We start from the raw sequence: 24,391 nt of genomic DNA, 5'->3' as shown, positions 1-24,391 counted from the left end.
GACAGTCACCCAAAAAACCTATCGTTGGAGTTCCTGCCATGCTTTCCCTGCTCCGCAAACTGATGCTCTGGCAACGCTTCGTCCTCCTGGCGGTGATCGCGCTGCTGGCCTGTGGCGTGCCTTTCACCTTGGTGCTGAAGAACTTGCAACAGCAGTTGACTGTGGCCATGGCGGAGGACGCCGGTCTTGACCCGCTGCGGCCCACGGTCGAGGCAATCCGACAGTTGCAAATTCACCGCGGCCTGTCCGGGCTGGCCTTAAGCGGCGATCCGGCTGCCATCGCAAAATTGCCGGATGTCGATCGCGCAGTCGTCAAATCGCTGGACGAATTGCGCAAGGCACTACCCGCCGATGACTCGCATTACCAGCGTGTGCGCGAACAGGCGGCAGCCCTACACACGGCAACGCAGCAATTGCTCGCCAAGGTCACCTCTCGCGAAATTGATGCCCCCAAGAGTTTCGCCGAGCACAGCCGCGTGATCGAAGATGCGGTGCTATTGATTGAAGGCATTTCCGACACCTCCGGCATGTCGCTGGACCCCGAAGAGGCCAGCTACTTTTTGGTCACCGCGGTCTCGGAATCCATTCCTCAACTGACCGAGTCCATGGCCCTTGTGCGAGGCAAGAGCGCCGGCATTTTGGCGGGCTTGGCCGCTGGCCGCGACATCAGTGCCGCCGACCGATCAGCGCTTCACGATTTGCGCCAACGGTCGGAGTTCTGGCGGCAGCGCGCCAAAAGGCAAATGGAGAAGTCTCTGGTCAGCGAACCCAAGCTCGCAAACGCGCTGAACAAGCCCTTCGCGGCAGCGCAGCAGGCCGCCGATGAGTTTCTCCATCAAGTTGAAAAACAGATCGACAGCGGTAAGCCGACGATCAGCGGGCAAGAGCTGTTCGCCCAAGGCACGGTGGCCGTCGAAGCACAGTTCGCACTCGACAAAGCGTCCACCGACGCGCTGGAGGAATTGCTGCACGAGCGCATTCACGCCCTCACCTTTCAGCGCAATGTGGGCAGTACAGCGCTGACCGCCTTCTTGCTCTTGGCCTTCTATATCGGCGTCACGATTGTGCGCTCGGTCACCCAACCGATTAATCGCGCCATGGCGGCAGCCAATGCCGTGGCCCAGGGAGACTTGGCTTTCGATACCAAAGACCCCCACAGCGATGAGATGGGCAATTTGCTCCGCACCTTGGGGCTGATGCAAAGCAATCTGCGTGAACGTATCGAGCGAGACGCACTGATCAGCGCCGAGAACGGCCGCGTCAAAGAAGCGCTGGACAACACCAGCACCAATGTGATGCTGACCGACGAGAACTACCGCATCATCTATGGCAACAAGTCCTTGATGGCCATGCTGCAAAAGTTCGAAACCGACTTCAAGCAAGCCGCACCGAACTTCGATGTCAACAACATCATCGGCAAGTCGGTCGACGACATGCACAAGAACCCGAGCCACCAGCGCGCCGTGCTGGAGCGCATGCAAGGCCCGCACTCGGCCCGACTCAAGGCCGGCAGCCGCACCTTTGATCTGGTCATCAACCATGTGCGCAATGCCCAAGGCCAGCGCAGCGGCACGATTCTGGAGTGGACCGACCGCACCGACGAGCTGGCTGCATTAGAGCTCGAGTTGCAACGAGGCCGCGAAGGCCGCCGTGTTCAACAAGCCCTGGATGCCACCAGCAGCAATGTGATGATTGCCGACGCCGAGGGCGTGATCGTCTTCATGAACAAATCGCTGGTGCTGATGCTGCGCTCTAACGAGGGCGAGATTCGCAAGCAACTGCCGCAGTTCGATTCGAACCGCTTGATCGGCATGAACTTCGACCGCTTCCACAAAAACCCGGCGCACCAGCGCGGCCTGATTGAGAAGTTGACCACCGAGCATGTGGCCGAAATCAAGGTCGCCTCGGCGAGCTTCCGACTGATTGCCAGCCCCATCAACGACACCGACGGCAAGCGCCTAGGCACCGTGGTGGAGTGGCGTGACCGCACCGCCGAACTGGCCGCTGAGGTCGAGGTCGGCGCGATGGTCGACGCAGCCAATGGTGGCGACTTCACCCAGCGCATTGCCTTGGAAGGCAAGGCCGAGTTCTTCAAGATGCTGGGCGAGAAGTTCAATTCGCTGGTCGAGACCGTCAGCAACACCATTCGCGAAGTGCGGGTGTCGGCCGACCAACTCAGCGGCGCGTCCGATCAGGTTTCGCAGACCTCGCAGAGCCTGTCGCATTCCGCCTCGCAGCAAGCCGCCAGCGTCGAACAAACCACTGCGTCGCTGCAAGAGATGGCGGCCTCGGTGAAACAAAACGCCGACAGTGCCAATGTCACCGACGGCATGGCCACCAAGGCGGCCAAGGAAGCGATGGATGGCGGCCAGGCGGTCGGCATGACGGTGGACGCGATGAAACAGATCGCCACCAAGATTTCCATCATTGACGACATCGCCTACCAGACCAATCTGCTGGCCCTGAATGCTGCCATTGAAGCGGCCCGTGCCGGCGAGCATGGCAAGGGCTTTGCCGTGGTGGCTGCCGAGGTGCGCAAGCTGGCCGAACGCAGCCAAGTGGCCGCCCAAGAGATTGGCACCCTGGCAACCAATAGCGTCAGCTTGGCCGAGAAGGCCGGCGCCCTGCTCAGCAATATGGTGCCTTCGATCCAGAAGACCTCGGAGCTGGTGCAAGAGATTGCCGCGGCCTCGGGGGAGCAGTCGCAGGGCGTCTCTCAAATCGGCAGCGCGATGAGCCATCTGTCCAACGCCACGCAGCAGACCGCCTCGGCCTCGGAGCAGTTGTCGGCCACGGCCGAGGAGTTGTCGGCCCAGGCCACGCAGCTGCAAGAGCAGATGGCGTTCTTCAAATTGGCCGATGACCATGCGGCGGCGAGCAGCCAGAGTCGCCGGTCCGGCCCCCATCAGCGCCAAACCGGATCGCGCTAGTCCACCAGACTCCGGACCCCACAACCCTAGCAAAGAGACCCACACATGAACTTCACCCATATGAATGTTGGACAACGGCTAGGCGTGGCGTTTGCGCTGCTGTTGGCTCTTCTGCTGGCATGCGTAGGCTTTGGGCTTTACGAGGTGAAACAGGCCAATCAGACGCTGGAGCTGATGGTGCACGATGTGCACAAGAAAACCACGCTGATCAATCACATGTCGGAGTCGGTGCACATCGTGCAACGCGTCGTGCGCAGCCAGATCTTGCTGAATGATGCCGCGGCCATTGAACGTGAAGGCGCCAAGATTCAGGCAGCCCGAAAACGTTACGACGACTCGCGCGATGCCTTAGAAAAAATGCCCATCAACGCCGACGGCCGCAAGGCCTTGGACCTGGTCGCGGCCAAACGAGCCCTGGCTCGCCCACTGAACAATCAAGTGATTGAACTGGCAGCTGCCAACAAACACGCCGAAGCGACCAAGCTGCTCTTGGAGCAGGCCAGCCCCGCCTCCAATGCATGGCAAGACGCCATCGACGCCTATGTCGGGGTCCAAGAAAAGCGCGCAGAGTTGGAGGTCGACAAGGCCGCAAAGGCCTACAACACGAGCCTGACGACCTTGGGCCTGCTGGCGGTATTGGCCATCTGCCTGGGCATTGGCGCGGCTTGGGCCGTGACTCGCAGCATCACCCGCCCGCTCGCCTTGGCCATCAACACCTCAGAGGCGGTGGGGCAAGGTCAACTGGAAAACCACATCCCGGAGGATGGTCGCGACGAGCCCGGCCGCCTACTCGCCTCGCTGGCCCGCATGCAGCGGCAGCTTCGTGAGCGCAATGAGCGTGACAGCGCGGCCGCTGCCGAGTCTGGCCGCGTCAAACAGGCGCTGGATGCCTGCTCCACCAACGTCATGATCGCGGACCCCGACGGCAACATCATTTATATGAACCGCTCGGTCACGCAGATGATGCAGGGCAATGAAGCGGAGTTGAAAACAGTGCTGCCGAACTTCGATGCACGGCGACTGATAGGCGCCAACGTCGATGGCTTCCACAAAAACCCTTCACATCAGCGCAACTTACTGGGCTCACTGAAAGGCGAGTACAAGTCACAAATCAAGGTCGCGCGACTCACCTTTGACCTGATTGCCAACCCCATCACCGACACCCAAGGTGTGCGGCTTGGTACGGTGGTCGAATGGAACGACGTGACGGCCACTCTGGCCGCACGCCAGCGCGAGATCGCCCTGGCGGCCGAGAACGCTCGCGTCAAGCAGGCGCTCGATATCTGCTCAACCAATGTGATGATTGCAGACCCCGACGGCGCCATCATTTACAACAACCGCTCGGTCGCGCAAATGATGCAGCGCAACGAGCAAGAACTGCGCAAAGTCTTGCCCCAGTTTGACGCGCGCAAGATCGTCGGCAGCAACTTTGACCAGTTCCACCGTAACCCCTCACACCAGCGCAATCTGCTCGGCGGGCTCAAGAACGAATACAAGACCGAGATCAAGGTCGGCGGTTTGACCTTTGCCCTGATTGCCAACCCCATCACCGATGCCCAGGGCGAGCGCTTGGGCACGGTCGTCGAGTGGACCGACCGCACCCTCGAAGTGGCCGTGGAAAACGAAATTGGCGGCATGGTGGATGAAGCCAACCAAGGCAACTTCTCCCAGCGTGTGCCGCTGGAGGGCAAGCAAGCCTTCTTCAAGATGCTGGGTCAAAAGTTCAACGACCTGGTCGAAACCGTCAGCGGCACCATCCGTGAGGTGCGCGTCGCGGCCGACCAATTGAGCGGCGCGTCCGATCAGGTGTCGCAGACTTCGCAGAGCCTGTCGCACTCCGCCTCGCAGCAAGCCGCCAGCGTCGAACAGACCACCGCCTCGCTGCAAGAGATGGCGGCCTCGGTGAAACAAAACGCCGACAGCGCCAACGTCACCGACGGCATGGCCACCAAGGCCGCGCGCGAAGCAATGGAAGGCGGCGCGGCGGTCGGGCAGACGGTGGATGCGATGAAACAGATCGCCACCAAGATTTCCATCATTGACGACATCGCCTACCAAACCAATTTGCTGGCCTTGAATGCGGCCATTGAAGCGGCCCGCGCCGGCGAGCATGGCAAGGGTTTCGCCGTGGTGGCGGCCGAGGTGCGCAAGCTGGCCGAACGCAGCCAAGTGGCCGCCCAAGAGATCGGCACCCTGGCGACCAACAGCGTCAGCTTGGCCGAGAAGGCCGGCGCCCTGCTCAGCAATATGGTGCCCTCGATCCAGAAGACCTCCGAATTGGTGCAAGAGATCGCCGCGGCATCGGGTGAGCAGTCGGAGGGCGTGTCACAAATCGGCAGCGCGATGAATCATCTGTCCACTGCCACACAGCAGACCGCCTCGGCCTCGGAGCAGTTGTCGGCCACGGCCGAAGAGTTGTCGGCCCAAGCAACGCAGTTGCAAGAGCAGATGGCCTTCTTCAGGCTGGCCGATGACGGGGCCGGTAGTACAAGTGGAAGCAGGAGAGCGCGTCCGCGCTAAACCCAGCGGGCGATCAGCCATCGCAATAATTGAAAACAGGACAAGGTGAAGCAATGTCACTCGCAAATCTGAAAATAGGGCAAAGGCTGGGCCTGGGTTTCGCCCTCTTGTTGGTAATGCTGATCGGTGTCGTCGCCTTGTCCCTGAAGAACCTGTCCGAAGTCAACCATGCGCTGGAACATGTGGTGGAGGAGAACTTCAACCGCATCGTGAACCTGAACGATATGTCGGAACAGGCCCATGTCGAACAGCGTGTGGTGCGCAGCATGATTCTGCTGACGGCTGCGGATGCGATCGAGGGTGAGCGCAAGAAGATCCTTGAGGCGCGCAAGGCCTTCGACGCAGCTTTGGCGTCGGTGACTAAAAACACAAGCCGCGATGAAGACAAGCAGGCGCTTGATGTGGCCCGCGAGCAAGCCAAGAAGGCCAGAGCACTCGATGATCAGGTGATGGAATTGGCCACGGCCAACAAGGATGAAGAGGCCGCCAAGTTCCTGCTGAGCCAGGCCAGCCCCGCAGCCAAAGCACTGCAAGCCACCTTGGACAAGGCCGTCAAGTTGCAGGTGGAAGACGCGCGGGCCGATGTCACCGAGGCTGGAGCCAACTATGCCTCGGCACGCGCTTGGATGATGGGCTTGGCCGCCTTGGCCGTCATGCTGGTGGTCTTGCTGGCCTGGGTGCTGACCCGCAGCGTGACGGCGCCGCTGGCCAAGGCGCTGCAGTTCTTCGATGCCATCGGCAACGGCCGCCTCGACAACGAGATTCGGGTCAATGGCAAGGACGAGGCGGCGCAGTTGCTGAACGGCTTGTCGCAGATGCAGGCCAATCTGCGCGAACGCAATGAGCGCGACAGCCGCATTGCGGCCGATAGCGCCCGCGTCAAACAGGCACTCGATGCCTGCTCGACCAATGTGATGATCGCCGACCCCGAAGGCTTGATCATCTATATGAACCGTTCCGTCGGCAGCATGTTGGCCGGCAATGAGACGGAGTTGCGAAAAGCCCTGCCCAATTTCGAAGCCAGCAAGCTGATGGGCGCCAATATCGACAGCTTCCATAAGAATCCTTCACACCAAAGAAACCTGCTCGGTGGTTTGAAGAGCGAGTACAGCGCGAACATCAAGGTGGGCGGCCTGTCGTTCAGCTTGATTGCGAACCCGATCAATGACGACCAGGGCACGCGGCTCGGCACCGTCGTGGAATGGCGCGACCAGACGGCCGAACTGGCGGCGCGAGAAAAAGAACAAAAGCTGGCGGCCGAAAACGCACGCGTCAAGCAAGCCCTGGACATTTGCTCGACCAATGTGATGATCGCCGACACCGACGGCAACATCATCTACAACAACGTCTCGGTGGCTCAGATGATGCAAAGGAACGAGAACGAGTTGCGCAAGGTCTTGCCGACTTTTGATGCACGCCGAATCGTCGGCAGCAACTTTGACCAGTTCCACCGCAACCCCTCACACCAGCGCAATCTGCTCGGCGCGCTGAAGAGCGAATACAAGACCGAAATCAAGGTCGGGGACTTGAGCTTCGCATTGACCGCCAACCCGATCAACGACAGCCAAGGCGCCCGCTTGGGCACGGTGGTCGAGTGGAAAGACCGCACCGCCGAGGTGGCCGCCGAGGTGGAAGTCAGCATGATGGTGGACGGCGCCAACGGCGGCGATTTTGCCAACCGCATCTCGCTGGAAGGCAAGGAACCCTTCTTCCGCATGCTGGGAGAGAAATTCAACGCCTTGGTCGAAACGGTGAGCGGCACCATCCGCGATGTACGCACCGCAGCCGATCAGCTCTCGGGCGCCTCGGACCAGGTGTCACAGACATCGCAATCGCTGTCGCACTCGGCCTCGCAACAAGCGGCCAGCGTCGAACAGACCACCGCCTCGCTGCAGGAAATGGCTTCTTCGGTGAAACAGAACGCCGACAGCGCCAACATCACCGATGGCATGGCCACCAAGGCGGCTCGCGAAGCGATGGATGGCGGCCAAGCGGTCGGCATGACGGTGGACGCGATGAAGCAGATCGCCACCAAGATTTCCATCATTGACGACATCGCCTACCAGACCAATCTGCTGGCCTTGAACGCGGCCATCGAGGCAGCACGCGCCGGCGAGCATGGCAAGGGCTTCGCCGTGGTGGCCGCCGAGGTGCGCAAATTGGCCGAGCGCAGCCAAGTGGCCGCGCAAGAGATTGGCAACCTGGCCGGCAATAGCGTCCAACTGGCGGAAAAAGCCGGCGCTCTATTGAGCAATATGGTGCCCTCGATTCAAAAGACCAGCGAGTTGGTGCAAGAGATATCGGCGGCGTCCGGCGAGCAATCGGAAGGCGTGGCGCAAATCACCAGCGCCATGAACCACTTGTCCACGGCCACGCAGCAGACGGCTTCCGCCTCGGAAGAGTTGTCCGCCACGGCGGAAGAGCTGTCCGCGCAGGCGACGCAGTTGCAAGAGCAGATGGCCTTTTTCCGCCTCGCCGATGACAAGGGCGCGGGCGCCGCGCGCCATCGAGGTCGATGATGCCTTGGTCCAAATCCCAGGTCCCATGTTCTTAAAGCAATAACAAAGGAAGGCTCCCCATGCGAAGCAATCTCCCCGTCACCCAGAAGGAGTACGTCTTGCGAGAGGGCATGACCATCGTGTCACGCACCGATCTGAAAGGACGCATCACCTACATCAATGATGACTTCATGGAGGCCAGCGGCTTTGTTGAAGCCGAATTGATTGGGCAGCCTCACAACCTGGTGCGGCATCCGGACATGCCGGAGGAGGCTTTTCAGGATTTGTGGGACACCTTGAAAGCCGGGCGCCCGTGGACGGGGCTGGTTAAGAACCGCTGTAAGAACGGCGACTTCTACTGGGTGGTGGCCAATGCCACGCCGGTCAAAGAAGGCGAGGCGGTGGTGGGCTATATGTCGGTGCGCACCCGCCCCTCGCGCGATCAGATCGAGGCTGCGGATGGGCTGTATCGCCTGTTCAAGGAAGGCAAGGCCAAGGGCTGGGTGATCCGCGAGGGTCGAGGTGTTCGATCCGGCGCCTTGGACAGCTTGCAGCAATCCTTGAGCGGCCTGAGTTTGAATACCAAAGTGATGCTGGGCAGTGTGGGCTTGGCGCTCGGCGCGGCCGGTCTGGGCCACACCGTGCCTCAGGCCAGCTGGCCCTTGGCTGCGGCCTGTCTGGTGCTCAGCCTCGTGGCGCTGTGGAGCTTGCGCGCCAGTGCAGGTCGCTTGAGTCAGACCCTGCAACAAGCGGGCCTGCAGTTCGAGCAATTTGGGCAAGGCCGCTTCGACGGCATCGTCGAGGCACAGGGCCGCGACGAGTTGGCCGGCATGATGCTGGCGCTGAAACGCGTTCAGACCCGCTTGGGCTTTGAGTTCGCCGACACCAAAAAGCGCGCCGAAGATGCCGAGCGGATTCGGCAGGCCTTGGACGTGGCCGCCACCAATATGATGGTGGCCGACCCGGGCTACAACATCATTTACGGCAACGCCTCCTTGCGTGCCATGTTGGCCGCAGCCGAATCCGATATCCGCAAGGACTTGCCACGTTTCAACGCGGCCACCTTGATGGGCACCAATATCGACACCTTCCACAAAAACCCTGCGCACCAGCGCGGCATGCTAGACCGGCTGACCAGCCCGCACAAAACCCGCTTGAACATTGGCGGCCGGCGTTTCGATTTGATCGTCAACCCGGTCATTGCCGGTGGCAAACGCCTGGGCACGGTGGTGGAGTGGAAGGACATGACGGCCGAACTGGCCGCGCTGGAACGCGAGGCCGAATTGGCGGCCGAGAATTCACGCGTCAAACAGGCGCTGGACATCTGCTCCACCAATGTGATGATTGCCGACCCCGACGGCAACATCATCTACAACAACGCCTCGGCCGCACAGATGATGCAGCGCAACGAGTCGGAGCTGCGCAAGGTGCTGCCGCAATTCAATGCGCGTGCGATTGTGGGTTCCAACTTCGACCAGTTCCACCGTAACCCCGCACACCAGCGCAATCTGCTGGCGGGGCTCAAAGGCGAATACAAGACCGAGATCAAGGTCAGCAGCCTGACCTTTGCCCTGACGGCCAACCCGATCACCGACGCGCAGGGCGTGCGCTTGGGCACCGTGGTGGAGTGGAAAGACCGCACCATCGAGGTGGCCGTCGAGAACGAGATTGGCGGCATGGTGGACGGCGCCACGCAAGGCGACTTTGGCCAACGCGTGCCGCTGGAAGGCAAGGAGCCTTTCTTCAAGATGCTGGGCGAGAAGTTCAACTCGCTGGTGGAGACCGTCAGCGGAACCATCCGCGAAGTTCGCACCGCCGCGGACCAGTTGTCAGGCGCCTCGGATCAAGTCTCACAGACCTCGCAGTCACTCTCTCACTCCGCCTCACAGCAAGCCGCCAGCGTGGAGCAGACCACGGCGTCCTTGCAGGAGATGGCGTCCTCGGTGAAACAGAACGCCGACAGCGCCAACCTCACCGATGGCATGGCCACCAAGGCGGCCAAAGAAGCGATGGATGGCGGCCAGGCCGTCGGCATGACGGTCGATGCGATGAAGCAAATCGCCACCAAGATTTCCATCATCGACGACATCGCCTACCAGACCAATTTGCTGGCCCTGAACGCCGCGATCGAGGCGGCCCGCGCCGGCGAGCATGGCAAGGGCTTTGCCGTGGTGGCAGCCGAGGTGCGCAAGCTGGCCGAGCGCAGCCAGGTGGCCGCGCAAGAGATCGGCACCCTGGCCAGCAATAGCGTGAACCTGGCCGAAAAAGCCGGCACGCTGCTGGCCAATATGGTGCCGTCGATTCAGAAGACCTCCGAGTTGGTGCAAGAGATCTCGGCCGCCTCCGGCGAGCAGTCCGAGGGTGTCTCGCAAATCACCACCGCCATGAATCACCTCTCCAACACAACCCAGCAGACCGCTTCGGCCTCCGAGCAGCTTTCGGCCACGGCCGAAGAGCTGTCGGCCCAGGCGGCCCAGTTGCAGGAGCAAATGGCCTTCTTCAGGCTGGCCGATGACGGCGATGGGGGCACGCCTAAGCGCACGGCGCAGCACGGTGGCAGCGGTGGAAGCAGTGGTGGCAGCAGTTCGAGCAACAGCGGCAGTGGAGGCAGCCGCCCCAGCGCGCCGCCGCGGCGCAGCATGGCTAGCAGCAGTGGCAGTTCCAGCAGCAGCGCGCAATTCAAACCAGCGCCCAGCAAGAGCCGCCCGCCCTCCTCCGGATCGTCCGGCTCGTCGAGAGGCTCGGTCCCGGTGGCCGGCGAAATCGATGAGTCCTATTTCAAACGCTTTTGAGACCGCAGCCAAGGAGTCTTTATGAACAAAGCCAATGGCGCACCCGCGGACCTCTTGCGCGGTGCCATCGCTGAACAGGCCACGGCCGGGCCAATGCGGCAGCTACTCCGACTGGCCGTCAGCCATGAAATCCTGGTCGTGCCGATCGAGGCGGTGCGCGAGATTCTCGAGGTCGGGCGCATGACCCCGCTGCCGCAAACGCCAGACTTCGTGCGCGGGGTGATGAATCTGCGCGGTGCGGTGGTGCCGGTCATCGACCTGGGCGCCCGCTTCGGCTTCGGCCCCACGACCATCGGGCGGCGCACCGCCATCATCGTGGTCGAAGCCAAGGGCGACGATGACTACGACCACCTGATCGCTGGCGTGCTGGTCGATGCCGTCTACGAGGTGCTGGATGTGGACTCCAAACGCATCGAGGCTGTGCCCACGCTGGGCGTCGCCATCGCCGGCGAATTCCTGGCCGGCATGATCAATGTGCGCGACGGTTATGCCGCCCTGCTCAATCTGGACCAGGTCTTGTCGCCGGTGGCGCTGTCGGCCCTGATCGCCGAATCGCAAACCGCCTGATCCCGTCTCCCTGCCCATCACCGCCCATCACCACCCAATGAGCCAACTGACCGAACAATCGTTCAACGCGATCACCGACTTGTTCCATCGCATCTCGGGCATCAAGCTGGTGGAGACCAAGCATGCACTGGTGCAAAGCCGGCTGCAAAAGCTCAGCGTCGATGCCGGCGAGGATGACATCAATGTCTTTGTGCAAAAAATGGTGCGCGGCCAAATGCCGGAGGCCATGCTGGTCAACGTGGTGGACAAGCTGACCACCAATGAAACCTATTTCTTCCGAGAACCACAGCACTTTGAAGACTTGGCGCGCCGCGCTGAGGCGCACCGCGACGGCGGCGAGTTCTTGGTCTGGAGCGGCGCTTCCTCCTCCGGCGAAGAGGCCTACAGCATCGCCATGACCTTGGCCGACAAGATGGGCAACCGGCCCTGGGGCATACGCGGCACCGACCTGTCCACCGCCATGGTCGACACCGCCCGCCAAGGTCTGTATCCGATGGAGCGGGCCCGCATGGTGCCCAACGAGTACCTGAAACGCTTTTGCCTGCGCGGCGAGGGCCCCTACCAGGGGCAGTTGCTGATCACCCGGGAGTTGCGCGCCAAGGTGCAGTTCCAATGTGCCAACCTGATGCAGCCACTGCCGACGCTGCCGATGTTTGATGTGATTTTTTTACGCAATGTCTTGATCTATTTCGATGGCCCTGCGAAAACAGCCATCGTCAACCGGGTGATTGAACGCCTGAAACCGGGTGGTGTGCTTTATCCTGGGCATGCAGAATCATTGGCCGCTCTTGGCCTGCCCCTCAAGGCGATCGCACCGGCGATTTATCAACATGCATAAGCACGGACACGGACATGGTCATGGCCACGGGCACGGCCATGGTCACAGCCCCCAGCAGCCCGCGCCGGCGGCCAAGCCCGGCTTGGCCGCCGGCCCGCAAATCATCAACCTGATGCCCGGCCAATGGCATTTTGGCCAAGGTGCGCTGCTGAAGACCTTGCTGGGTTCCTGCGTCGCCATCACGCTGTGGCACCCGGTCAAGCGCTTCGGCGGCATGTGCCATTTCCTCTTGCCTAGCCGCAGCACCCGCGGCACCGCACCGCTGGATGGCCGCTATGGCGAAGAAGCGATGGAGTTGCTCTTGCAATCGATTCAGCGCACCGGCACCCGGCCGAGCGAATACCAAGCCCATTTGTATGGTGGCGCCGACACCATGCCCGACGGCGTCAACGTCAAGTTCAATGTCGGCGAGCGCAATATCGAAATGGGCTGGAGCTTGATTGACCAGAATGGCTTTCAGATGCAGGACGTTGACGTCGGCGACAACGTGCCGCGCACCGTCACCATCGACCTGCCCACCGGCCGCGTGGAGGTCAAGCGCGGCGCCGGACATGGCCCGATTGGGGCCAAGAAATGAGCGCACCGCTGCGGGTTGCCATCGTTGATGATTCGGCCGTGGTGCGCAAGCACCTGAGCAGCGTGTTGGAGGCCGCCGGTATCCAGGTCAGCATCACCGCCAGCGACCCGCTGTTCGCATGGCCCAAGCTGGAAGCCGACTGGCCCGACGTGATCGTGCTGGATGTGGAGATGCCGCGCATGGACGGCATCAGCTTTTTGAAGCGGCTGATGACCGAGCATCCGATCCCGGTGGTGATGTGCTCGACCCTGACCGAGGCCGGCTGCGAGACCACCATGCAGGCGCTGGCCGCCGGCGCGGTTGGTTTCGTCACCAAACCCAAGCTGGGTTTGCGGGACTTTCTGGAAGACCCCGGCAATGGTCTGGTTGGCGCGGTGCGGGCGGCTGCGCGCGCGAATGTGCGCGCCCTGCCCAGCCAGATCGCCACACAGGCCGCTGGCGGTGCGGGTGGTGTGGGTGGCGCAGCCGCCGGATCTGCCGCGGGGCGGGCTCGCCGGCCCTCACCGATCATCAATATCAATGCCGTGGCCATGGCCGAGACCACCGACCGGGTGATTGCCTTTGGCAGTTCCACCGGTGGGGTGCAGACCATCGAGGCCGTGCTGAAGCAATTGCCGCGCACCACCCCCGGCATCGTCTTGGTTCAACACATGCCGGAGAAGTTCACCCACTCCTTTGCTGCGCGGCTGAACACCGTCACCGATCTGGAGGTGATGGAGGCCAAGGACGGCGACCGCGTCATCAACGGGCGCGTGTTGGTGGCACCGGGTGGGCGCCATATGCAGCTGAAGCGCAGTGGCGCGCAGTATGTGGTGGAGGTGCGCGATGGGCCCTTGGTCAACCACCACAAGCCTTCGGTCGATGTGTTGTTCAAATCGGTGGCGCACTGCGCTGGCCGCAACGCCATCGGCGCTATCTTCACCGGCATGGGCGATGACGGCGCACGTGGCCTGCTGGAAATGCGCAAGGCCGGCGCCATGACTCTGGCACAAGACGAAGCCAGTTGCGTGGTCTACGGCATGCCCAAGGCCGCCGCCGAACTGGGCGCCGCGCAACATGTGGTGGCTTTGTCGGAGATGGCCGCCGCCCTGCTCAAGCTGAGCGGCGTGGCCGGTGGGGTCAGGCTGGAGGCTTGAGGCCAGAGGCGCCGGACCGCACGGACCTCTGTGAGATAAAAAAAGCGGCGCTTCCCGCGCCGCTTCTTAAACACCGCAAACTGCGGCCGCTGATCAGCGCAAGACCTTACCGATCACCTTCATCAACTCCATCGGGCTGAAGGGCTTGATCAGGTACTCGTCGGCACCGGCCTTCAAACCGGCTTGCTTGTCGGCCTCCTGGCCGCGAGCGGTCAGCAAAACCACCTTGGTGCGCTTCAGCGCCGGGTCGGCCTTGACGCGCTGACAAACCTGCAAGCCATTCAAGCCACCGGGCATCATCACATCCAACAACATCAGGTCGGGCTTGAAACTGCCTGCCTTGCGAAGACCTTCGTCGCCGTTCGGCGCCTCATCAATTTCATAGTCATCAAACTCAAGAGTGACACGGATCAACTCTCGGATTTCTTCTTGATCTTCAACGATCAAAATCTTCTTCATGGACTCACTCCGGGTCGACAAAAGATGTCTGAGGATGATGCCTCAAACCGAGACAGTACGAGCAAAAAACAAAGAAAACAACGGCCAGTTTTCTCGATGCCAAAGACCCTTCTCAAGACACGCTGATTTACTCTACAGTAGACCGAAGATCATCATCAAGTCCGAGCCGGAGATGTCTGCTGAATGAACCCAAATTCAAGCCAAGATCGAACCATGTTGGCCATCATCGTGACCAACGCTTTGCTGGCAGGGGTGTTGGGCTCGGTGAATGGGGCCTTGGGCATGGCCTTGCAATGGGCGCTGCCCTGTTTGCTACTGGCGGGCTTGAACTATCACTACCGCAGTGACCGCCTCAGCGGCCGCATTGGCTTTGCCACCTTGCTGGTGTTGCTGGTGGCCCTGCAATTGCAGCTGACCCAAGGTGCCAGCAGCATTCACGCAAACGTCTATATCTCGCTGTGCCTCTTGCTGCCCTATGGCGACTGGATCGTGATCGCCTACATGACGGGTTTGTTCTGCGTACACAGCCTGGTGTTTCGGTTTTTCAGCTCGAGCAATACGCCGCTCTATGTGCACGAAGCGGCCAGCAGTTGGTCGCTGGTGGCGGACTGGGGTTTTTTGCTGGTCTTGAGCACCTTCCTGATCATCGCGGCGCGGGAGATGCATCGGCAGGCGAACGAACGCTTCGAGATGGAGTTCTTGGTCAAGGCGATGGGCAAGGATGGCCCGATTCGCCTCAACCTCGACGCCGTGCGCACCGACTCGGCCGTCGGTCAACGCCTCAAGCATGTGCAGCACCGCATGGCCGGCGCGCTGCGCCAGGTCCGAGACGCCATCTTCAAGGTGCACTCGGCCGCGCAGGAAGTGGGCGCCAGCAGCTCGGAATTGATGGAGCGCACCGACCGCACCGCCAACGGCCTGAAAGACGCGGCCATGTCGCTGGAACAAATCACCGTGATCGTGCAGGAGAGCGCACGCGCGTCCAAGGAAGCGCTGGCGCATTCGCAAGCGTCCTCCGAGATGGCCACCCGAGGCGGCGAGGTGGTGCAGCAGATGGTGGACACGATGCAGGAAATCGATCGCTCCTCGCGCCGCATCACCGACATCATCTCCGTCATCGACACCATTGCCTTCCAGACCAATATCCTGGCGTTGAATGCCGCCGTTGAAGCGGCGCGCGCCGGTGAGCAGGGGCGCGGCTTTGCGGTGGTCGCGAGCGAAGTGCGCATGTTGGCAGGCCGCTCGGCCGAAGCAGCCAAGGAAATCAAGAACCTGATCGCAGCCTCGATGGAAACCGTCGAGCGTGGCACCCAACAGGCCAGCTTGGCCGGCAGCACCATGGTGGAACTGGTGAGCTCGGTGAAGAGCGTCAGCACCGTCTTCGACAACCTGACCGCCGACAACGCTGAACACGCGCAGGGCATTGAGGTGGTCGCCGCCTCGGTCAAGGAGCTGGACGAGGTGACGCGCCAGAACGTCCATGTGGCCGAACGCTCAGGGCAGATTGCTGACGAATTGCTGCAACAAGCGCTGATGCTGGCCGAAGTCTTGAGCACCTTCCGCCTCGGCGAAGACGGCGCCGTCAGCGCCTTGCTGAAAGCCGCCCAACAGTCGGCCCAGGCCTCCAGCCAGGCGAAAGCCCAAATGGCCGAACGCAAAACCCAGGCCCAGGCTGCGCAAAGCCAGGAAGGTGGATCCAATGTCGATTTCTTCTGAGCCAGCGTATGACCCAATCGGGGCAGCGCCAACACCGAGGAGCCTCTCCATGAGCAAAGTACAAACGCTGTGGTCGCGTTGCCTGCGCGCCGGGCTGACCAGTTTGCTGGGCCTGGGCCTGTTCGCCGGCCCAGCCACAGCCGCAGACGAACCGGTTTACCGCTTCTCGCCCGTCAATCAAGCGAATATCGCGCTGACGGCCGACTACTGGAATCCGATCATGGCCTTTGTGTCGGAGCGCAGCGGCGTCAAGCTGGTCTTGAAGATCGGCCGAACCTCCGCCGACACCACCAGTTATGTGCTGGCCCAGGAAGTGGAGTTTGTGTTCAGCAACCATCTGTTCAGCCCGGAGCGCGAGAAACTCGGCTGGAAGGTCATCGGCCGACGGCTGACACCGCCGATTCACGGCCAAATGATCGTGCCGGCCGACTCCGCCATCACCGACCTGGCGCAGCTGAGCGGCAAGGACATCGTCTACCCAGGCCCCGAAGCCCTGGTGTCCTACAAATTCCCTTATGCGCATTTGCTGAGCAAGAAGATTGAGACCAAGACCGTTTTTGCCGGCAACACAGATGGCGCACTGGCGCAGCTTTTCAGCGGCAAAGCCAGCGCCGCCGGGGTCAATTCGCAGCTGGCGGAAAACTACGCTCGCCGCGAAAACAAAAAGTTCCGTGTGCTGTGGAGCTCCGAGCCGCTGCACGACCTGGCCCTGATGGCGGCCTCCAAGGTGCCGGCCAAAGACGTGCAGGCGGTCGCCAAGGCCTTTGCCGGCATGCACAAGGACCCCAAGGGTCGAGCCATCTTGGTGGAGGTGTCCAAGCATGTGGGCCTGACCGATGAGGCCTACTTCATTCTGTCCGACGGCAGCGAATACGACCCCTACCGGCGTTTCTATCAAAACGCGCCGGCGCAGTTGCGCTGAACGTGATCCCCCCGAGGTGCTGAGATGCCCACCCTGCGCCTCCTGCCTTCCAGCTTGATCGGGCGGGTATTCCTGCTCTACCTGATCTCCTTGCTGCTGGCGGTCGGCGGCGCCATGGGTTGGTTCGCCTCGCGCAGCTACAGCTCCAGCATCGCCGACGCGCAGGACTCTGCCGACACGCTGATCAGCCTGCTCGGTCCGGTGGTCACGGAATCCGCCGTGATTGGTGATTACGACACCATCGAGCGAGCGCTTGAGCGGGCGGCCAAGCACGCCGACATCAGTGCAGCCATTTTTATCGACCTCAAGGGCGGCTTGATCGAACGCCGCGGCCACAAGGAAGAGCAACAAACGGCGCCCGCTTGGTTGTTCCGGGCCATCGAAGATCAGCTCCCCGAACTGAACCAGAACATTGCCGCCGGCGGCCGCGACTACGGCGTGCTGCGCCTGCGCTTCAGCATTGCCCATATTGCCAGCACCTTCTGGCAACAGACCGTCGTGGCACTGGGCTTGTCCGGCCTGGGTCTGCTGCTGGGCCTGGCACTGGTGTGGTGGCCCCTGAATCGTTGGCTCGGCAACCTCGGTCGCATCCAAACCTTCGGCGAGCAATTGCAGGTCTCGGGCGGCGCGCTCAGCCCGATGCTGGCGGACGATGCGCCGCTGGAATTCCGCAAGACCTTCGAGGTCTTGAACCAAGCCGCTAACTCGCTGCAACAGGAACGCGAACGCGCCAGCGTCACCCTCGCCGCCATTGGCGACGGCATTGCCACCACCGACGCGCAGGGTCTGGTGCTGTTGGCCAACCCGGTCTTGGGCCAGCTGCTGGAACGCCCCACCGAACAATTGCTGGGTCAACGCATCCAGGATCTGCTGCCGGAGCTACCCAGCAATCCGGCCGTCGGTCGGGCCTGGCAAATGCGGCTGCGGCTGACGCCTAAGGCCGATGGCGCCAGCGTGCTGGACCTCAGCCGCACCGCCGTGGTGGACGGCGAGGGCCAACCGATCGGCTGGGTCTATGCCTTCCGCGACTTCAGCCAGCAGCAAGAGCTGGACGACCGGCTGCAAGACGAGCTGCGCGGCCGCGCCAGCACCATGCAAACGCTGCGCAATATGCTGCAGGGCTTTTCGGGCGAGACCTTGCAGTCCAGCGCCAACCAAGACTTTGCCGAAAGCGCCCTGTTGCTGAAGCTGGTGCAGGATTTGATCGCCCAACTGCGCGAACGCGGCGAGCAATTGGCGACCATTTTTGCGCTCAGCCCGGATGGCTTTGTTTGGTTCGATGGCGCCGGCCTGACGCGTTATGCGAGCCCGGCTTTTGCACGCTTGGCGGGCATCCCCATCCAAAGCGCGCTCGGTTTGGACGAAAACCGCTTGCTGCTTGAACTGGCCACTCACCAGGCCGAAGACGCCCCCCCCATCGACAAGAACGCTTTGCGGCAAGGGCGCTTGCGCGTCTCGCTGGAGCGCCCAACCCGCCGCGTGCTGGAGCTCAGTCTGCACGAAGGCTCGGCCCGCGAAGGCGGCGAAACCTCGCAACTGCTGCACCTCAGTGATGTGACCCATCAGGTCGAGGTCGATCAGATGAAGAGCGAGTTCTTGTCGACCGCCGCGCATGAATTGCGCACCCCGATGGCCAGCATCTTTGGTTTCACCGAGTTGCTGATGACGCGCGAGAACATGCCGGCCGACCGGCAAAAGCAGATGCTGGCGCGCATCTATCGGCAGAGCCAGGCGATGATCGCCATCCTCAACGAGTTGCTGGATCTGGCCCGCATCGAAGCGCGCCGCGGCCAGGACTTTGAGATGGAGCTGCTCGACCTGAACCAGTTGGTCGAAGAGGTAGTGCAGGATTTCCAGGCCCCCGAAGAGCGTGCGGGCCCGGAAGTGAAGCTGCCGGAAAACGGCTATCTGGTGCAGGCCGACCGCAAGAAGTTGCAACAGGTGCTGCGCAATCTGCTCTCCAACGCCTACAAGTACTCGCCCGCCGGTGGACATGTCTGGGTACGCGTGGGCCTGGTGGCCGATGCTGCGCCACCGCAAGTCCAGGTCGAGGTGCAGGACCAAGGCATTGGCATGACGGCCGAAGAGCTGTCTCATGTGACCGAGCGCTTCTACCGCGCCGACAAGTCCGGCACGGTGCTGGGCACCGGCCTGGGCATGAGCATCGTCAAGGAGATTGTCGAGTTGCATGGCGGCAAGCTGGTGCTGGCGAGCGAGCTGGGCCAGGGCACGACGGCCGCCTTCTGCATGCCCTGCGCGGCGCCGGGAGGCCTGTGAGGTCGGTGTTGGGGGAGCAATGGCGGGTTCACCTCCGCTGGGCCATCCGCATTTGCGCCGAGTTAGCGCTGCTGCTTGCGCTGTGCGCAGCACTCAATCGCTATTGGCTACACCCCCGGCTCAGTTCGCTGGGTTGGGAGTTGCACATCTGGGCCGAGCTGCTGCTGTGGATGTTGCCCGCGGTCACCCTGCTGGCCTGGCGTGGCAGCACTTTCGCCCGCAACAGCCTGGGCGCAGGACCGAAGGGCCGGCTTGCCGCACCGTTGCGCCGGGCGCGTATCGTGCTGCTGCTGGGCCTCTTGCTCAACGGCCTGCTGCTGCACTACCAGATCGCCAGCATTTACAGCCTTTCGCAGGTGCGATTTGATCGACTGGCGGCCGGCCTGGAAGATGATCTGCGCCGCCGTTTCGAACATCCCAGCCACGGCCTGCGAGCCCTGGCCGCCCACTATGCGGCCAGCCTATCGCTACGACGCGACGAGTTCGCCAACTTCGTTCAAGCGAATCGGCCGCCGATAGAGTTCAGCGCCATCAATAGCTATGGCTTCATCGAGAAGGTTCCGCGCGAAGAACTCGACAACTTCGTTCATCTGCAGCGCGGCAGCGGCGCGCCCGGCTTTGAGGTCAAGGGCGACACGCCGGGCGACACGCTGTACATCGTCAAGTACATCGAGCCATTGGCGCAGAACCGCGCCTTGCTGGGGCAGGACCTGAGCGCCGAGCCGGTGCGGCGGGCGGCCGTGGAGTTGGCCTTCCGCAGCGGCCAGCCGACCTTGTCCGGGCCAATCACGCTCGACAACAAGGGCGAGACAGCCACCGGCTTCCTCTACCTGCTACCGCTGCAATTCAGCGGCGCCAACACGAGTACCGAAGCGCAGCGAATCGAGGGCACCGCCGGCCTGCTGTTTGCGCCCATCGTGCTGGACAACCTGATGGAAGGGATCGGAGCGGGCATTCAAGGCCTGCTCGACTTCGAGCTCTTTGATGGCCCACCCGGCAAGGCCCAAGGTCTGGTGTTTGAGCTGTACAAAGGCCTCGGCCCGGGCGGGCGGACCAAGGTGAAGTCCGAGCAAGACCTGCATCAGCGCATGTTCTACAGCGACCGCAGCCTCTTCATCGGCGGCCGGGAACTGGGCCTGCGCCTCAGCACCACCACCATGTTCGCGACCCTGGCGGCGGAAAGCCGGCCGATCTGGATTGGACTGGGCGGCGCTGCGATGAGCTTGCTGGCGGCCGCCATCGTTTACCTGCTGAGCATTGGTCGCGCGCGCGCGGAGACCTTGGCCGACGAGATGACCGTCGACCTACGCCGAGCCACGGCCACGGCCGAGGCCGCGCTGCGCGATCACGGCTTCATGCTGGATACCTTGAATCAACACTCACTGGTGTCGATGGCCGACGCACAAGGGCGGCTGATCTACGCCAATGACGAGTTCTGCCGTGTCACCGGCTACCCCCGCGAGGACTTGCTGGGGCGGGACCACCGCGTCGTCACCCCATTGCCCGAATCTGAGCCCGAATTGAAAAAGGGCAGCGCCATGCTGGCGCAGGGGCAGATCTGGTCCAGCGTGGTCGGCTACAGCAATCGACAGGGCGAACCCTTCTGGGTCAAGTTGACGGTCGCCCCCTGCCTGGATGAGCAAGGCAAGGTGGAACGCTATGTGGCGATCCAGACCGACATCAGCACGCAAAAGCAACTCGAAGACAGCTTGGCGCAGGGCAATGAACGCTTTGCCCTGGCGCTAGAAGGCGGCTCCGACGGACTTTGGGACCGTGTCGACACCCACGGCGAAGCCGAGTGGTGGTCGCCCCAGTACTTCCGGATGCTGGGCCTGGAGCCCGGCGAGATCACCCCCAGCGTCAGTGAATTCGACAGCCGCCTGCATCCCGATGATCTGGCTCACACCCTGGCCGCGCTGGCTGATGCCTTGCAAGACATCGCGCCCTATGACGTCGAGTTCCGGCTCTTCATTCGCGGCTGTGGCTACCGTTGGTTCCGTTCGCGCGCCAAGGTATTTTTCGACGCCGAGGGCCACCACCGCCGCATGGCAGGCTCGTTGCAAGACGTCCATGAACTGAAGATGGCCGAGGCGCGCATGAAGGAGCGCAGCGACCAGTTGGCGGCCGTATTCGCGCTCAGTCCGGATGGATTTGTGTCGATCGGCGCCGAACACACGGTGCGCTATGTCAGCCCAGCCTTCACGCAATTCACCGGCATGAGCGCCGACAGCGTGTTTGAGCTGGAACCGGTGCGCCTGCTGGAAAGGTTGTGCGCACAGTCCCACTCCGTCGCCGATGATCCGACCGACACGCAGGCCGAAGTGATCACCCTGCACGCCCTCAAACAAGGGCCTCGCAAGCTCGAAATCCAAACCCCCATGCACCGCATGCTGGAACTGAGCTTGCATGAGGGGGGCAGCGGCGAGGTCACGCAGGTGCTGCTGCTGCGCGACGTGACACACCAGCATGAGGTCGACCGGCTGAAGAGCGAGTTCCTCACCACCGCCGCCCATGAGTTGCGCACGCCGATGGCCAGCATCTATGGCTTTACCGAGTTGTTGATGACTCGGCAGATGGCGCCGGAACGGCAGCAACAGATGCTTGAACGCATCTACCGCCAGAGCGAGGCCATGATCGCCATCATCAACGAGTTGCTGGACCTGGCCCGCATTGAAGACCGCCGCGGCCAAGACTTCGAGTTGGCGGACCAGGTCTTGCAGCCGCTGGTCGAGCAATGCCTGCAGGACTTCCGTATCCCCGAGGACCGCACGCCGCCGGAGTTTGATCCCAGCACCGCCCCGCTGACCGTGCATGTCGACGCACTCAAGATCCAACAAGTGCTGCGCAACCTGATCTCCAACGCCTACAAATTCTCCGCGCCGGGCACCTCGGTGTGGGTGCGGGTATCGAGCACGCCCACCGATCCGCCGCAGGCCCGCATCGACGTCCAGGACCAAGGCCGGGGCATGACAGCCGAACAACTGGCCCGCGTCACCGAGCGTTTCTACCGCGCCGACCAATCCGGCAATGTGCTGGGCGTCGGCCTGGGCATGAGCATCGTCAAGGAAATCGTCGACTTGCATGGAGGGCAGTTGCTGATGAGCAGCGAGCCGGGCCAGGGCAGCACCTTCTCCGTGCTGCTGCCCTTGTCGGTCAGTTCATCTGCCGACTCCAGTTCAAACGCTTTAGACGGGGAAAGCCCTGTTGTTTGAGCTACTGGCCGGCCCGGCAGCTGGCCTAATCGTGAGCAAAGCCACGAGTACCCGGCTGCGCGCAGCCATGGCTCGGTTTACAGTGTGAATTGCGTACGTTTAGCCCCCAGTCAATGTGAGTTTGAACCCCGCATTACGCCTCTTTTATCCACCTCAAGCGCCTTCAAGAACATAAGCAATGGATGCCACCCTGGCCGAGCCGCCCCAGTCAGCCCTTTCGGGCGTGGCACGCATGCTTGTCCACGCCGGAAAGCTGCAAGCCAAGGTTGCCGAGGACCTGGCACGTCAGGCGCGTGAGAAAAAGATCAGTTTCGTCAACTCGGTGATTGCCGCGGGCATGGTCTCGTCGGTCGATTTGGCGCACACCCTGTCTACCGCATTGGCCCTGCCACTGCTGGATCTGAACGCCATGGATCCGCAGCGCATGCCGCACAACATCATCGATAACAAGCTGGCCTTGCAGTATCAGGTGGTGGTGCTGGGGCGGCGCGGCAGCCGCCTCTTCATTGGCGGCGCCGACCCGACCGACCAGGAGGTGGTGGAGCGCATCAAGTTCGCTACCCAGCTGACGCCGGAGTGGGTGATCGTCGAGCATGACAAGCTGAGCAAAATGCTGGCGGGCACCAGCGCCAGCGCCGCGGAAGCGCTGGAGACCATCACCGGAGGTGACTTCGACTTCGACATCGGCGAAGAAGAAGCGGCGCCCCAGCAAGAAACCGCAGAGATGGGCGATGTGGAAGACGCGCCGGTGGTGCGCTTTCTGCAAAAGATGCTGGTCGACGCGATCAATCTGCGCGCCTCCGACTTGCATTTCGAACCCTATGAATTCCATTACCGGGTGCGCTTCCGGGTTGACGGCGAATTGCGCGAAATCACGCAACCGCCGATCGCCATCAAGGACAAGCTGTCCTCGCGCATCAAGGTTTTGTCGCGCTTGGACATCGCCGAGCGACGGGTCCCGCAAGACGGCCGCATGAAGCTGAAGTTCGGCGCCAAGGCAATCGACTTCCGCATCAGCACATTGCCGACCTTGTTTGGCGAGAAGATCGTGATCCGGATTCTGGACCCCTCCTCGGCCAAGCTGGGCATCGACGCGCTGGGCTACGAGAAGATCGAGAAGGAACGCCTGCTGGCCGCCATCTCCCGGCCCTACGGCATGGTGCTGGTGACCGGGCCCACCGGTTCGGGCAAGACGGTGTCGCTCTACACCTGTCTGAACATCCTCAATCAGCCCGGCGTCAATATTTCCACGGTCGAAGACCCTGCCGAAATCAACTTGCCCGGCATCAACCAGGTCAATGTCAATGACAAGGCCGGCCTGAGTTTTTCGGCCGCGCTGAAGTCGTTTCTGCGCCAGGATCCCGACATCATCATGGTGGGCGAGATCCGTGATCTGGAAACGGCCGACATCGCCATCAAGGCTGCACAGACCGGCCACATGGTGATGTCGACGCTGCACACCAATGACGCGCCGAAGACATTGACTCGTTTGTTGAACATGGGCGTGGCGCCTTTCAACATCGCCTCCAGCGTGCTGCTGATCACCGCCCAGCGCCTTGTGCGGCGACTCTGCGAAAACTGCAAGGCGGCGGCCGAGTACCCACGCGAAGCCTTGCTGCGCGCCGGCTTCCAGGAAGAGGAACTGGACGGCAGTTGGAAGCAGTACAGGGCCGTCGGTTGCTCCAGTTGTAACAGTGGTTACAAAGGACGGGTTGGCCTTTACCAAGTGATGCCCATTACCGAATCGATTCAGCGCATCATCTTGGCCGAGGGTTCGGCCATGGACATCGCGGTGCAAGCCAAGACCGACGGCGTGCGCGATCTGCGCCAGTTCGGGCTGGTCAAGGTCAAACTCGGTGTTACCACCCTCGAAGAAGTGCTGGCGGCAACCAATGAATAATTCGCACGCCCTCGCTGCGTGCAAGGGCCTTGAGCCCAGGAGCTGAT

General features: G+C 62.1%; 13 protein-coding genes and 2 pseudogenes. 14 read left to right on the top strand and 1 reads right to left on the bottom strand.

What is annotated here, in order from left to right; all coding sequences use genetic code 11:
* Positions 1 to 38: 38 nt before the first annotated feature.
* From WG899_RS12810 to WG899_RS12765, 9 genes and pseudogenes are all read left to right on the top strand, one after another.
* Entirely contained in the window at positions 39 to 2,930 is a 2,892-nt protein-coding gene (locus tag WG899_RS12810) for a methyl-accepting chemotaxis protein (RefSeq protein ID WP_339596038.1), read from the top strand.
* A 45-nt stretch (positions 2,931 to 2,975) separates the two neighbouring features.
* Positions 2,976 to 5,450, top strand: a complete 2,475-nt coding sequence (locus tag WG899_RS22375; protein ID WP_444718842.1) for a methyl-accepting chemotaxis protein — start codon at positions 2,976 to 2,978, stop codon at positions 5,448 to 5,450.
* A gap of 53 nt (positions 5,451 to 5,503) precedes the next feature.
* Positions 5,504 to 7,969, top strand: coding sequence for a methyl-accepting chemotaxis protein (locus WG899_RS12795; RefSeq protein WP_339596037.1), 2,466 nt, complete (start codon positions 5,504 to 5,506; stop codon positions 7,967 to 7,969).
* A 59-nt stretch (positions 7,970 to 8,028) separates the two neighbouring features.
* Positions 8,029 to 9,015: pseudogene (locus tag WG899_RS12790) on the top strand (PAS domain-containing protein); the annotation flags it as partial.
* A pseudogene (locus WG899_RS22370) lies at positions 9,016 to 10,461 on the top strand (methyl-accepting chemotaxis protein); the annotation flags it as partial.
* Positions 10,462 to 10,761: 300 nt separating this feature from the next.
* Complete coding sequence (locus WG899_RS12780) at positions 10,762 to 11,307, top strand: chemotaxis protein CheW (RefSeq protein ID WP_339596036.1); 546 nt, start codon at positions 10,762 to 10,764, stop codon at positions 11,305 to 11,307.
* 37 nt (positions 11,308 to 11,344) lie between these two features.
* A complete protein-coding gene (locus tag WG899_RS12775) occupies positions 11,345 to 12,145 on the top strand; it encodes a CheR family methyltransferase (protein ID WP_339596035.1) in 801 nt (266 codons plus the stop codon).
* Positions 12,138 to 12,722 (top strand): chemotaxis protein CheD, encoded by a 585-nt coding sequence (locus tag WG899_RS12770; protein ID WP_339596034.1) that lies wholly within the window; start codon positions 12,138 to 12,140, stop codon positions 12,720 to 12,722. The genes WG899_RS12775 and WG899_RS12770 overlap by 8 nt, the downstream gene beginning before the upstream one ends.
* Positions 12,719 to 13,858: a protein-glutamate methylesterase/protein-glutamine glutaminase gene (locus WG899_RS12765; RefSeq protein ID WP_339596033.1), complete on the top strand. Its 1,140-nt coding sequence runs from the start codon at positions 12,719 to 12,721 to the stop codon at positions 13,856 to 13,858. The genes WG899_RS12770 and WG899_RS12765 overlap by 4 nt, the downstream gene beginning before the upstream one ends.
* Before the next feature lie 93 nt (positions 13,859 to 13,951).
* Here the strand turns inward: WG899_RS12765 and WG899_RS12760 are convergent, their stop codons facing one another.
* Positions 13,952 to 14,317, bottom strand: a complete 366-nt coding sequence (locus WG899_RS12760) for a response regulator transcription factor (protein WP_339596032.1) — start codon at positions 14,315 to 14,317, stop codon at positions 13,952 to 13,954.
* 183 nt (positions 14,318 to 14,500) lie between these two features.
* Here WG899_RS12760 and WG899_RS12755 point away from each other — a divergent pair, with 183 nt between their 5' ends.
* The 5 genes from WG899_RS12755 to pilB all read left to right on the top strand — a co-directional run bounded on the left by WG899_RS12755 (position 14,501) and on the right by pilB (position 24,344).
* Positions 14,501 to 16,033: a methyl-accepting chemotaxis protein gene (locus WG899_RS12755; RefSeq protein ID WP_339596031.1), complete on the top strand. Its 1,533-nt coding sequence runs from the start codon at positions 14,501 to 14,503 to the stop codon at positions 16,031 to 16,033.
* Positions 16,034 to 16,082: 49 nt separating this feature from the next.
* Positions 16,083 to 16,955: a phosphate/phosphite/phosphonate ABC transporter substrate-binding protein gene (locus tag WG899_RS12750; protein ID WP_339596030.1), complete on the top strand. Its 873-nt coding sequence runs from the start codon at positions 16,083 to 16,085 to the stop codon at positions 16,953 to 16,955.
* Between the two features lie 24 nt (positions 16,956 to 16,979).
* Entirely contained in the window at positions 16,980 to 19,232 is a 2,253-nt protein-coding gene (locus WG899_RS12745) for a sensor histidine kinase (RefSeq protein WP_339596029.1), read from the top strand.
* Complete coding sequence (locus tag WG899_RS12740) at positions 19,229 to 22,444, top strand: CHASE domain-containing protein (RefSeq protein ID WP_339596028.1); 3,216 nt, start codon at positions 19,229 to 19,231, stop codon at positions 22,442 to 22,444. Before WG899_RS12745 ends, WG899_RS12740 begins: the two co-directional genes overlap by 4 nt.
* Before the next feature lie 178 nt (positions 22,445 to 22,622).
* Positions 22,623 to 24,344 carry a type IV-A pilus assembly ATPase PilB gene (pilB, locus tag WG899_RS12735; protein ID WP_339596027.1) on the top strand — a complete coding sequence of 574 codons (1,722 nt, stop codon included), beginning with the start codon at positions 22,623 to 22,625 and terminating at the stop codon, positions 24,342 to 24,344.
* The last annotated feature ends 47 nt before the right edge of the window (positions 24,345 to 24,391 follow it).

The organism is Paucibacter hankyongi (genome assembly GCF_037482915.1).
GTDB classification, from domain to species: Bacteria; Pseudomonadota; Gammaproteobacteria; order Burkholderiales; family Burkholderiaceae_C; genus Paucibacter_A; species Paucibacter_A hankyongi.
This window is presented reverse-complemented; position numbering and strand designations above follow the sequence as displayed.